General features: G+C 46.7%; 7 protein-coding genes. 6 read left to right on the top strand and 1 reads right to left on the bottom strand.

Annotated elements, in window-relative coordinates; all coding sequences use genetic code 11:
• On the top strand, positions 1-833 hold an 833-nt coding region (locus AC1DXC_RS25870; RefSeq protein WP_477462073.1), incomplete at its 5' end, for a DUF4982 domain-containing protein.
• Positions 834-913: 80 nt separating this feature from the next.
• Here the strand turns inward: AC1DXC_RS25870 and AC1DXC_RS25865 are convergent.
• Positions 914-3,673: a substrate-binding domain-containing protein gene (locus AC1DXC_RS25865; protein ID WP_477462072.1), complete on the bottom strand. Its 2,760-nt coding sequence runs from the start codon at positions 3,671-3,673 to the stop codon at positions 914-916.
• Positions 3,674-4,014: 341 nt separating this feature from the next.
• Between AC1DXC_RS25865 and AC1DXC_RS25860 the strand changes: the two genes are divergently transcribed.
• The 5 genes from AC1DXC_RS25860 (at position 4,015) to AC1DXC_RS25840 (ending at position 12,633) form a co-directional block, all read left to right on the top strand.
• Positions 4,015-5,340 carry a sugar porter family MFS transporter gene (locus tag AC1DXC_RS25860; RefSeq protein ID WP_477462071.1) on the top strand — a complete coding sequence of 442 codons (1,326 nt, stop codon included), beginning with the start codon at positions 4,015-4,017 and terminating at the stop codon, positions 5,338-5,340.
• Positions 5,341-5,351: 11 nt separating this feature from the next.
• Positions 5,352-6,284: a carbohydrate kinase family protein gene (locus AC1DXC_RS25855; RefSeq protein ID WP_477462070.1), complete on the top strand. Its 933-nt coding sequence runs from the start codon at positions 5,352-5,354 to the stop codon at positions 6,282-6,284.
• A 154-nt stretch (positions 6,285-6,438) separates the two neighbouring features.
• Positions 6,439-9,516: a SusC/RagA family TonB-linked outer membrane protein gene (locus tag AC1DXC_RS25850; protein WP_477462069.1), complete on the top strand. Its 3,078-nt coding sequence runs from the start codon at positions 6,439-6,441 to the stop codon at positions 9,514-9,516.
• Positions 9,517-9,528: 12 nt separating this feature from the next.
• Complete coding sequence (locus AC1DXC_RS25845; RefSeq protein ID WP_477462068.1) at positions 9,529-11,229, top strand: RagB/SusD family nutrient uptake outer membrane protein; 1,701 nt, start codon at positions 9,529-9,531, stop codon at positions 11,227-11,229.
• Between the two features lie 21 nt (positions 11,230-11,250).
• On the top strand, positions 11,251-12,633 hold the full coding sequence (locus AC1DXC_RS25840; protein WP_477462067.1) for a DUF4960 domain-containing protein: 1,383 nt from the start codon (positions 11,251-11,253) through the stop codon (positions 12,631-12,633).
• Positions 12,634-12,666: the final 33 nt, after the last annotated feature.

The raw sequence follows: 12,666 nt of genomic DNA, 5'->3' as shown, positions 1-12,666 counted from the left end.
CTGCTATGGACTATCTTGGCGAATCTGGGATTGGCCGTTGGTATTATTCGGGCGATGTTCCCGGTGAACATTGGGAGCATGATTTTTTCCCCTGGCATGGCGCCTATTGCGGCGATATCGATTTGATCGGATGGAGAAAGCCCATTTCCCACTATCGTAGCCTTTTATACAATAATACCGAAAAGCTCTACATGGCTGTTCGCGAGCCCGAGCCGGATCCAATTGAGATTAAAACAACGTGGTGGTCGGTATGGCCGACGTGGGAAAGCTGGACCTGGCCGGAATATGTAGGAAAAGCTATTAAGGTTGAAATTTATTCAAAGTATCCCGGTGTGCGTCTTTACCTCAACAACAAACTTATTGGCGAGAAGCCAACAACTGAAGACCAGGAATATAAAGCCGAATTTACCGTACCCTATGCACCAGGCCAGCTTAAAGCCATCGGTGTGGATAATGGTAAGGAAATTGAAACTACCGTTTTACAAACCGCCGGCGATGCTGCAAAAATCAAAGTAACAGTTGATAGGAAAGAGATAACAGCCGATGGGCAGGACCTGTCTTATGTTACTGTAGAGGTAATCGACAAGGACGGTACACTTCAACCAAATGCCGCAAACCGCCTAAACTTTAAAATTGAAGGGCCAGGAACAATTGCCGGAGTTGCCAATGGTGATTTGAAAGATACCGACCCATATGTTGGCAACGCTCACAAGGCCTGGAAAGGGCGTGCTTTAGTTGTAATTAGAAGCTCGCATGATGCCGGTGATATTAAATTAACTGTTAGTTCAGATGGTTTATCCGCGGCTGTTTTGAATGTTAAAGCCATAAAATAAAACCTGGACAACTACCTGTACTATACTTACTTGAATTATCAGTCACAACTGAATTTAAAGATAGGCTTAGAGGTGTTAAATTACGCCTGCTGTTTTTTGAACTCGCTTGGAGTGCAATTATATTTGGCTTTAAATACCGTTGAGAAGTAATTAGGGCTGGAAAAACCCACCATATAGGTGATTTCGGATATGGAATAGCCCTCGTTTATTAGTAAGTATTTTGCTTTTTTAAGGCGACGGTTTAAAATATAGTCGGTAATGCTGCAGCCCAGTAGTGCTTTTACCTTACGGTAAAGCTGCACGCGAGATATGCCCAGCGTTTTGCAGATATCATCCACATTAAGGTTCTCGTTGCCGAGGTTTTGCTCTACAATGCCCGAAAAATCATTTAGGAATCTTTTGTCTAGCGTTTTAGAAACCGGCATGGTGCCATGGCTTACATCGCTTGTAAAATGTTCCTTTAAGATAACCCTGTTGCGGATCAGGTTTTTAATTGTGGCCAGCAGATGGTCGTAGTTGAAAGGTTTCGTCATATACGCATCAGCCATGCTTTTAATGCCGTCTATTTGTTGCTCCACACTTACCTGCGCAGTAAGCAGTATAATTGGGATGTGCGAAGTACGCATATCGGTTTTTAGCATTTCGGCTATGGCTTTGCCTGATATCCCGGGCATCACTACGTCTGAGATAATCAGGTCGGGTACATTTTGAAATGCCTCGTTGAGTCCTAAAGTGCCATTATCAGCCATAAATATCTCATACTCGCTGCCGAGTTTTTCGCCCAGGTAGTGCAGAAGGTCAATATTATCTTCTATAATCAACACCGAATGTTCTTTGGGCGAACTAAGCGCTTCGTTGTTGGTTATAACAGGCAACTCGTCAAAATCGGCGGTGTACACCTTGGCGCGTTCCTCAACGGAAATTGCATTAGGCTTGCTTTTCTGCACGGCAACATCGCTATGTTTATTATCTGCAGGAAGGGTTATAGTGAACGTAGTGCCTCGCCATTTTTTGCTGCTAACGGTTATAGTGCCAAAATGCAGGGCAATAATTTGTTTAACCAACGCCAGCCCCAGGCCAGATCCTTTTGCCATGCCATTATCCGCCTGGTAAAACTGCTCAAATACATGCTCTGCCTCATTAGCTTCCATGCCTATACCATTATCCTGCACAGCGATCTCCATAGTATCATCGTTACGCGATAAGATGAGCTGGATACGGCCGTTTTCATTGGTGAATTTAAGCGCGTTTGATATAAGGTTGAAAAACACCTTATCCAGCAGGTTAACGTCGTACCAGGCCATCATAACCGGCTCTTTGGTAAGCAGGCTTAGGCTAATGTTTCGCTTTTTGGCGTTATGCTGAAAGCTATCCAAAATATCTTTTGCAAAGGCCACCACGTTATTGCGCGATACGCTGATCTGCTGCTTATCGTACTCAATTTTGCGGTAATCAATCAGCTGGTTAACCAGGCGTAACAGCCTAAATACGTTTTTTTGAATGAGCGATAGGTTTTTGCCAGCTGGGGTATTCAGTTTCTCGTTCCGCATCATATCTTCTACTGGCGATAAAATGAGGGTTAGCGGCGTACGGAATTCATGCGATATATTGGTGAAGAAGTTCAGCTTGGCCTCGGTTGCAGCCTCTGCCCGTGCTGACATATCTATCAGTTGGTTTCGTTGCATTAGGATCTCGTTGTTTTTGGCCTCCAGGCTTTTATTGATCTTGCGGTTCTCGGTAAGCGAATAAAAGGCCAGCCCTCCAAAAACGATAGCAAGCACCAATGTTATTACAATGATATTAAGCACCAATTGCTGGTTGTTGTAGATCTCGCGCTGCTCGGCAAGCAAGGCCTGTTGCCGCTCGATGTCCTTTTGCTGACTGCTGATTTTACCCCATTGCAGTTTCATCAGCTGTACGTTGGTAGAATCTATCACCAGCGATTGTAGGATGGTTTCCCTGCTGAAGGGTTCTTTATTCAGGATCCTGAAGGCTGTCATGATAGCTTCCTTGCCGCCCGTAGGGTAAACCACGCTGGCATTAAGTATTCCTGTCGATACCATCTGCAGGCCTCCGCCGGTACCCGGCAGGGCATCAATGCCCAATACTTTTACGTTTTTACTGAGTTGAAGCCTGCTCAGCACCTCACGTGAGCCAAGAGCCATCACATCGTTATGCGCAAAAAGGGCATCAGCATCTTTAAGCTCAGGCTGTATTTGCATCAGTTGGCGCTCGGCATTTTCCTTTAGCCAATCGCCATAAACCTGTTTGGTGATGTGAATATCCTTGTAGCGGCTAACGGCATCGTAAAATCCGCGCTGGCGTTCAATAGCGGGAGAGGAGCCGGGCAGCCCCATTACTTCTATCACATTGCCTTTGCCTTTTAAAATGGTGCGCATGTATTCGCCGGCCAGTTTGCCCACCTGGTAATTATCGGCACCTACATAAGCAGTGTATTGTGCCGATGCTGTTTTACGGTCGATAACAATAACCGGGATGCCTTTATTATAGGCCTGCTCTACTATACCGGTAAGCGGCTGCGCTTCGTTGGGCGATATCACCAACAGGTCTATACCCTCGTTTAGCATAGTTGTTACCTGTTCCACCTGTTTTTTGCTGCTGCCATCGGCATCGGCATATATAAAGTTGGCGCCGGGGTGTAGGGAAAGCTCCATTTTCATTTCATCTAACATATTGCGCCGCCACAGGTCGGACCCAATACATTGCGAAAACCCAATTGTGTATTGCGAGGCCTTTTCGGTTTTTTTACAGCCGGGTAACGCCAAAACGCTTAATACCGATAATAATATTGCAATCCGCAATTTGCTTATAAAAGCCATAAGCCTTTTTTATCTTCAGATGAATGTGTGGTACAACAGGTTTGCGCACCTTTTGCGCAATTGGTTAATCAAAAGTATAAATAAATTATTTTACAATGCAAACAGCCGGTCTCTGCTGTGTGCAAATTTGCGTCAAACATGTATCAAAACTGTAGATAGCGTGTAACATAACCAAAGGTTAAACAAAAATATGTTATAACGTGTAATTTTATTATGCTGAATATCAGTACGTTAGTATTGTATTAATATTTAAACGTTTTTGAACTAAAACCGATAACGGCCGCCCGGCATATCGCCCTACTTTGCGATAGTTAAAACCAATAACACCTTTAGTAAATTTTATGAGAAAACATTCCGTCCTGGCCTGGTCCATGGTGGTAGCCCTTGGTGGCTTCCTGTTTGGGTTTGATACCGCAGTAATATCAGGCGCAGAAAAATCCATCCAACAATTCTGGCACCTATCCGTGGTAGAACACGGCTTAACTATTTCCATCGCGCTTATAGGTACTGTATTAGGCTCGTTATTCGGCGCACGGCCTTCAGATATTTTCGGCCGCAAAAATACCTTGTATTTTGTAGCTGCCGCCTACCTGCTATCATCAATAGGTACCGGGCTGGCCGATAACTGGTACGTGTTTTTAGTGTTCAGGTTTTTGGGCGGGCTTGGCGTAGGCATATCATCGGTAACTGCACCTATTTATATATCCGAAGTTTCGCCGGCCGACCGTCGTGGCCGCCTGGTAGGGCTATTCCAGTTTAACGTGGTGCTGGGGATATTGGTATCGTACCTGTCTAACTACCTCATTAGCCAGGGCGGCGAAAGCTCGTGGCGCTGGATGCTGGGCGTACAGGCTTTCCCTTCTTTACTGTTTTTAATACTCATTCGTTTTATCCCCGAAAGCCCGCGCTGGCTCATCCTTAAAAAAGGACAGGTAGCCAAAGCCCTGGAGATCCTTCGGGTGATAAACCCACTCAATTGCGATGAGGAATTGATTACCATCAAAAATTCAAACCTCGGTGGTACAGGTAAAACCGCCAGTCTGTTCTCGGGCCAGTATAAAACGCCGGTGATACTGGCTGTTTTGTTCGCTTTTTTTAATCAGGTATCGGGCATTAACGCTATTATCTATTACGCCCCGCGGATATTTGAAATGGCCGGTTTAGGCGCTCACTCCTCGCTTTTATCTACAGTTGGGCTTGGGCTTATCAACTTCATATTTACGTTGCTGGCTATTAATATTATTGATAAGGTAGGCCGGCGTGTGCTGATGCTTATCGGCTCGGTAGGGCTCATATGCTCCTTGTTTTTGGTGGCCTTTACCTTTTACTCGGGTTCATTTAGTGGGTTCGCCATCCCGCTATATATGATGGTGTTCATCGCGTTCTTCGCCTTTTCGCAGGGCGCGGTTATCTGGGTGTTCATCTCAGAGATTTTCCCTAACGAGGTGCGGGCAAAGGGGCAAACCCTGGGTAGCTCTACCCATTGGGTAATGGCGGCGCTGATTGCTTTTTGTTTCCCATATCTGGCCGAGAAACTGGGCGGTGCAACTACTTTTTTCTTTTTTGGCAGTATGATGGTACTGCAATTAATATTTGTTTGGCGCATGATGCCTGAGACGAAAGGTAAATCATTAGAGCAGATAGGATCCAACTTAGTAATGCATTAATTCAACAGCGAGTGAAAAATTTGAACACATCAGTAGTTTGTTTTGGTGAGGTGCTATGGGATGTTTTACCCACCGGCCGCATCCCCGGCGGTGCCCCTATGAATGTGGCTTACCACCTCCATAAGCTGGGTATCAACAGCCAGATAATCAGCAGCATTGGTGACGATGTGGCCGGCACCAACCTTGTAGCGTTCTTACAAACCGTTGGCTTGCCTGCAGACTACATACAGGTAAGTCAGCAATATGCTACCAGCGAGGTATTGGCCAGCATAAACGATCATAACGAAGTCTCGTATGAGATAGTTTACCCCGTTGCCTGGGATAAAATAGGCTGGCAGCCGCAATTGGCGGACATGGTGAGCAAGGCCGATGCCTTTGTATTCGGTAGTTTAAGCTCGCGGGATAGTGTCAGTCGCCAAACATTGCTGAGGTTGCTTGATGTTGCCAAATATCGCGTTTTTGATGTAAACCTACGTGCGCCACATTACACTGTAGATCTGGTAACCGATTTGCTCAAACGCGCCGAAATGGTGAAGCTGAACACCAGCGAATTGTTGCAAATAGCTCAATGGTACAATGCCGGTTGCCAAACCGAAGCTGATTGCATTGAAGTATTGTTCCGCGAATTTGAAGTACAAGAAATATTGATAACTAAAGGAGGCACCGGCGCCAGTTATTATACGCCGAGTTACCGGTACGATTATCCTGCCTACAAAATAAGCGTTGCAGATACCATCGGCAGTGGCGACGCCTTTCTTGCTGCTTTCCTGGCCATGAAACTGGCTGACGAGCCTACTGAAGTTGCGTTGGATTATGCCGTGGCAATGGGTGCTTTTATCACTTCGCAATCCGGTGCCTGCCCCGAATATGTTAAATACGACCTTAACCGCTTTATCAGACAAAGGAAGCTTTTTAACCAGAATTACGATTTAATTGCCGGCTGACACGGCGAACTTTATAAACCAATTGTAAAAACCAAAACCCTAAAAACCATGAAGAAACGATTTACTTTTTCGCCCTGACCAGGCTACTCTTACCAGAAATTATAAACCGGGCACAAGCCCCACTAAATGTTTAAGTATTAACTTTTTAAAGGAAATGAAATTGAAATATTTTCTACTCATCCTTTCTTTGTCCTTTGTTTTCCAGATAACAAGGGCACAGAATAAAACCATAACGGGTAAAGTAACCGATGCCAAAGGTGAGGTACTCCCCGGTGTGAGCATAAAGCTCAAAGGCAGCAACATTGCCTCCTCAGCCAATGTAAATGGCCAATACAGCGTCGCTGTAACAGGCGATAACCCGGTGCTGATATTTTCTTACCTCGGCTTCGTAACGCAAGAGATAGTTGTAGGCAACCGCAATGCAATTGATGTTGCCTTGCAAACAAACACCCGCGATTTAAATGAAGTAGTAGTTACGGGCTATCAAAGCGAACGTAAAAAAGATCTCACCGGCTCTGTAGCGGTGGTTGATGTAGACGAACTGAAGAAACAAACCGTAGCAAACCCGATGAAGGCTTTGCAGGGGCAAGTGCCGGGTGTTTACATTACGGGTAACGGCGCGCCAAGTTCGCCAACAACCATCCGGATCCGTGGTATTGGTACGCTGAACAACAATGATCCATTGTACATTATTGATGGAGTGCCTACTAAGGCTGCTTTGCACGAATTAAACTCAGAAGACATCGAATCGATGCAGATACTGAAGGACGCAGCGTCTGCTAGTGTGTATGGTTCGCGAGCGGCCAATGGCGTTATCATTATTACCACCAAGCATGGTAAATTGGGAGGTACACAGGTAAGCGCAAGCTCTTATGGTTCGGTATCAACGTATGTAAATAAATTGAAAATGCTGGATGCCGAGGGCTACGGAAAAGTGCTTTGGCAAGCCTATGTAAACAACGGTTTCGATCCGAACAGCAACGGGCTGCACTATAACTTCGATTGGAATGTAAACCCATCTACCAACCAGCCGGTGCTGAACAAGGTGTACGTATCCGAATACCTCAATAGCGCGCAAACCATTAAAGCGGCGAATACCAACTGGTTTAACGAGATATCGCAATTGGGTGTTATTCAAAACCACGAGCTGCAATTATCCAACGGCACAGAAAACGGGCGTTACCTGTTATCGTTAGGCTATTATGATAATAAAGGCATCGTTAAAACGACCGGTTTCAACAGGATATCGGCAAGGCTGAATTCTGATTATAAATTGCTTAAGGGTGCTGTAACCATTGGGCAAAACTTAAGCATCACCAAAACCCACGAAGTTTCGGCAGATATTATTAACTCTGCGTTGCAGGCCTTGCCCATTATTCCTGTGCATACGGTTGACGGTAAAGGCTGGGGCGGTCCGGTGGAAGGTATGAACGACCGCCAAAATCCTGTGCGTGTATTGGAAGATAATCAGCAAAACGGTTACGATTACCTGCGTCTGTTTGGTAACTTTTTTGCCGAAGCTAAATTATATAAAGGCTTAACCTTCCGCTCGAACTTCGGTATCGACTACGGCGATTACACTGCCCGTAACTGGCAAAAAAAATACGTAAGCGGCTACCTGGAAAACGATGTAAACAAGGTAATCAACACCCAAACCCATAACGTAAAAACTACCTGGACAAATTCTCTTAACTACAAGCTGGAAACCGGCAAGCACCGCCTGGATGTATTTGCAGGTACGGAGTATTACGTAGATAAAACGACCTCCTTCATGGCATCCCGCGAGGGCTTCGTGCTGGAAGACCCGAACTACCTTTATTTGGATGCCGGTACCGGTATAAAAGATAACAGCGGATATGGAGCCAAAAACGTATTGCTCTCCTATATCGGCAAGGCAAACTATTCTTTCCTGGACAGGTACCTGGTATCGGCAACCGTAAGGCGCGATGGTTCCTCACGATTTGGTGCTAACAATAAGTTTGGTACTTTCCCTGCGTTTTCTGCCGGTTGGAGGCTTAGCGAAGAACCTTTCTTCAAAAAAGCCACCTCTTTGTTCGACGATCTGAAGCTCCGTGCAAGCTGGGGTAAAACGGGCAACCAGGAAATCAATAACAACGCCATCTACAATATTTACCTATCCAGCTATAATATTACCGCTTACGATATTAATGGCAACAAAAGCGGTGTGCTGCCATCAGGCTATTATCTTGCGCAAAATGCAAACCCTAACCTGAAATGGGAAGCTACGCAGATGACAGACGTTGGCCTGGATTTTTCGATGTTCAACCAAAAACTATACGGTAGCGCTAGTTATTACATCAAAAACACCTCAGATATCCTGTTGCTGCCACCATACATTGCTGTGCTGGGCGAGGGTGGCAATACCTACGTAAACGGCGCGTCTATGCAGAACAAAGGCTTCGAACTTTCCCTGGGCCACAGAAGCACTATCGGTAATGACCTGAGGATCGACCTGGTGGGCAATATCGATATCGTGCGCAATAAAGTGACCAAACTACCATCGTCGGTGGTAAACGCTTACGGAGGCGATGGTAAAACCCAGAATATACTGGGCCGTACCTATGGCTCGTTCTTTGGCTACATTGCCGATGGTTTATTCCAAAACCAGACAGAAGTTAACAACCATGCCACGCAAAACGGTGCTGCTCCCGGCCGTATCCGTTACCTCGACCGCAATAACGACGGCGTGATCAACGATGACGACCGCACATGGATAGGCAACCCGCTGCCTAAGTTCACTTATGGGTTCAACGCCAACCTGGCTTATAAAAACGTTGATGTGTCGTTCCTGCTGCAGGGCGTAGGTTCTGTTGATGTGCGTAACGATGCTAAATACTACACCGATTTTTGGAGCGCGGTGGAATCATCGTCTAACAAAGGCGCACGGCTGCTAAATGCCTGGTCGCCAACAAACACCAGTTCAACCATCCCGGCCATCGCGCTTACGGATAATAATTTCGAAGCTCGGTTTTCTACCTACTTCGTAGAGAACGGTTCGTACCTTAAATTAAGGAACGCGCAGATCGGTTACACGTTTGGCAAAAGTATCTTATCCAAAATCAAGCTGAAATCGCTTCGGTTTTACGTAGGTGGCGATAACCTGGCCATCCTCTGGAAATCAAAATCGTTCACCGGGCTCGATCCCGAAAGCCCCGGCTTTGGGTACCCAAATCCAACGGTTGTAACCGCCGGCATCAATATCAAACTTTAAAATATACCGATCATGAAAAAGTATATATACACAACATTATTAGCGGCGCTTATTATAACAGGCTCGTGCAAAAAGGCATTGGATGTTGGCCCCAAGGGCTCGCTTAACGAAGAGCAGGTGGCCACACCAGATCAGGCCGACGGCTTCGTAATTGCGGCCTATTCGCAACTGGGGAACGACGAAATAAACCGCGCATTCAGCATGTATCAATACGGCAACATCCGTGCAGACGATGCTTACAAAGGCGGCGGCGGCATAAACGATGGCGACGTTTTTCATTCGATGGAAACCTTCGTAAACTCGCGCCCGGATCAATGGAACTACGACGGGATATGGTTTAACATCTATGTCGGCATCCGCAGGGCCAACGAGGGTCTAAGGGTGATGAATAAATTTACCGAAGCGGAGTTCCCGTTGCTGAATACCCGTAAAGCCGAATTAAGGTTTTTAAGAGGCTATTGGTACCTCATGCTTGAGAATTTGTTTAAAAACATCCCATACATTGACGAGAACATACCATCAGATGATTATAAAACCATAAAGAACAATGAGTTTACCCGCGACCAGATACTGGAAAAAATTGCTGCAGACTTTAAATTCGCGGCTGATAACCTGCCTGCTACCCAGCAGCAGATAGGCCGGGCTAATAAATATGCAGCTTACGCTTTCCTGGCGAAAACGAGGTTGTTTCAGGCCTATAAACAGGATGAGCATCACGCCGTAACATCTATTGATGCAACTCACCTGCAGGAAGTTGTAGATGCAGCCAACATGGTACTGACATCAAGCTATAAATTGCAGCCCGATTTTGCGAATAATTTTTTACCCGGCAGTACCGAGAACGGGCAGGAATCTATTATGGCGGTGCAGTTCTCTACCGATGACGGCGCCGGCCGTGGTCGTGTAAACTATGGCGATATGCTCACCGTTCCGCAAGGTATTGGTTGCTGCGATTTCCAAAAGCCATCGCAAACATTGATGAATGCCTTCCGCACTACTACCGATGGCGTACCCTTGCTTGATAATTTTAACCAGCAAAACGTAGATTTTGGCGTGAATACTGTCGACCCAAGGGTAGATCATACCATCTCACGCCCCGGTGCGCCATGGAAATACGAGCCAACCCGCCTGGTTACTGCCGGCTGGAGCCGTAACGTACCCATCTACGGTACTTATAACTCTATGAAGGAAAACGTATCGCCCGACTGTGATTGCTTCATCAACATAGCGCCGTTTTACGGCAACACCAAAACCCGCGTAATGATAAGGCTGGCCGATGTAATGTTGTTTAAAGCCGAAGCCCTGATAGAACTCGGCAGGCAAGGAGAGGCATTACCTATCATCAATGAAATACGCACGCGTGCAGGCAACAGTACCGCCAGGCTTAAAATGGAGAACGGTGCATTTACCTCCAAATACAATGTAAAACCCTATAACCCGGGCGTAAACATCGTGTGGGATCAGGCTACCGCGCGCAAAGCTTTACGTTTTGAGCGCCGTTTAGAAATGGCGCTGGAAGGCGAGCGTTTCTTCGACCTGATTAGATGGGGAGTGGCAGACCAGGTTATTAATGCCTATTTCGATACCGAGAAGCCTAGCCGCAGCATTTTCCAGGGCGCACATTTTACCAAGGGCCGCGATGAGTACCTGCCTATACCGCAGAATCAGATTTTTTTCAGCGAGGGGCTGTACGTTCAAAACCCGGGTTATTAATTTCTATTAATCAGCAATATAATGACAAGATATTTCAATTCATTCAAAGCATTCTTATTCATCCTGGGGCTGGCATTGTGTACCACCGGGTGTAACAAGGAAAAAAAGTCGGCATTTAATGTCGACGCCGATGTGCAGCTTAAATCGTTCGCGATAAATAACGTACCGGGCGTGATTAACAGCAGTACCGGGCAAATAACGGTCACACTGCCTTTTGGTACCGATGTTACCGCGCTTACCCCGGCTATACAAATGCCCGATGGGGCAACCATTGCACCGGCGGCGGGCAAGGCATTGAATTTTACGGGCAACGTTACCTACCACATAACCAGTGGCAACCTCTACCGAGATTACACCGTGGTGGTAAAAATAACGCCGCCCATAAGCGGTTTCAGCATCAATGGCGTAAACGGGACTATAGATCAAGAGGGCAAGAACATTTCGGTGATACTGCCCGATGGCACCAACCTAAGCAGCCTGACACCCACACTCTCCCTGCCCGCAGGCATTACGGCATCTCCGGCATCGGGCGTGGCGCAGGATTTTACCAAACCTGTGGCCTATACCTTAACTATTGGCGGAGTTAGCGCGGTTTACAACGTAAATGTCATCAGTAATTCTATCAGCGAATACGCGTTCCTTGGGCTTGCAGGCTCCAGGGCAGGTATCACTAATCCTGATGAAAAAGCGGCGGCCGACTGGTTCTTTACAAACTACCCAACTGCCGATTATATTTCTTTCCAAAGCATTGAAGGCGGCCGCAGCCTGGCCAACTATAAAGTTATCTGGTGGCATTTTGATTCGGCGCAGGATTTGCCTTCCGCCGCGCTTACGCCAGCAGTTATTACCGCCTTAAAGGCTTACCGTGCCAACGGCGGCGGCTTAATGCTTACCACATTTGCTGCCCGCTATGTAGAGGCGTTGGGCGTTGTGCCTGCAGGCAAAGGCCCTAATAACGTATTCGGCGACTTTTTACCTGCCGGATTCATCGAAGGGACGAACAATTGGGGTATCTCATTCAGGACCCGCGAAAGCCACCCGATATTCAACGGCGTAGACACTTACGAGCCAGGCAAGATGTGGCTGCTACAGAGTGGAACGTTCCGCCTTAACCATACTGCCTGGTGGTATGTAAACGAATGGGGCGGTTATGGCAACGGCGCAGGCTGGCGCGAACAAACCGGCGGCATCAACCTCGCATCAGAAAACTGGGACGATAATTTAGATGGCCGCGTAGGCATCGCCGAATGGCAAAACGCTGCCGGTAAGCCTAACGTAGTGATTATAGCGTTTGGTGCCTACGATTGGTATTCTGAGCCACAGGGCGGCGCAAGCACCAATAACCTGTATCTCACCAATATTAAAAAGATCACCAAAAACGCTATCGATTATTTGCACCAATAAGTGTCAACAGAATTTAAACGATAAACAAAATCA

The sequence above is a fragment of the Mucilaginibacter sp. P2_D11 genome (assembly GCF_056404435.1).
Note: the sequence above shows the minus strand (reverse complement) of the source record. Positions and strands in the feature narration are given on the sequence as shown.

Excerpts from the sequence above, each read along its gene's own strand:
- AC1DXC_RS25865 (WP_477462072.1), bottom strand. The coding sequence starts at position 3,673 with ATGGCTTTTATAAGCAAATTGCGGATTGCAATATTATTATCGGTATTA.
- AC1DXC_RS25860 (WP_477462071.1), top strand. The coding sequence starts at position 4,015 with ATGAGAAAACATTCCGTCCTGGCCTGGTCCATGGTGGTAGCCCTTGGT.
- AC1DXC_RS25850 (WP_477462069.1), top strand. The coding sequence starts at position 6,439 with ATGAAATTGAAATATTTTCTACTCATCCTTTCTTTGTCCTTTGTTTTC.
- AC1DXC_RS25845 (WP_477462068.1), top strand. The coding sequence starts at position 9,529 with ATGAAAAAGTATATATACACAACATTATTAGCGGCGCTTATTATAACA.
- AC1DXC_RS25840 (WP_477462067.1), top strand. The coding sequence starts at position 11,251 with ATGACAAGATATTTCAATTCATTCAAAGCATTCTTATTCATCCTGGGG.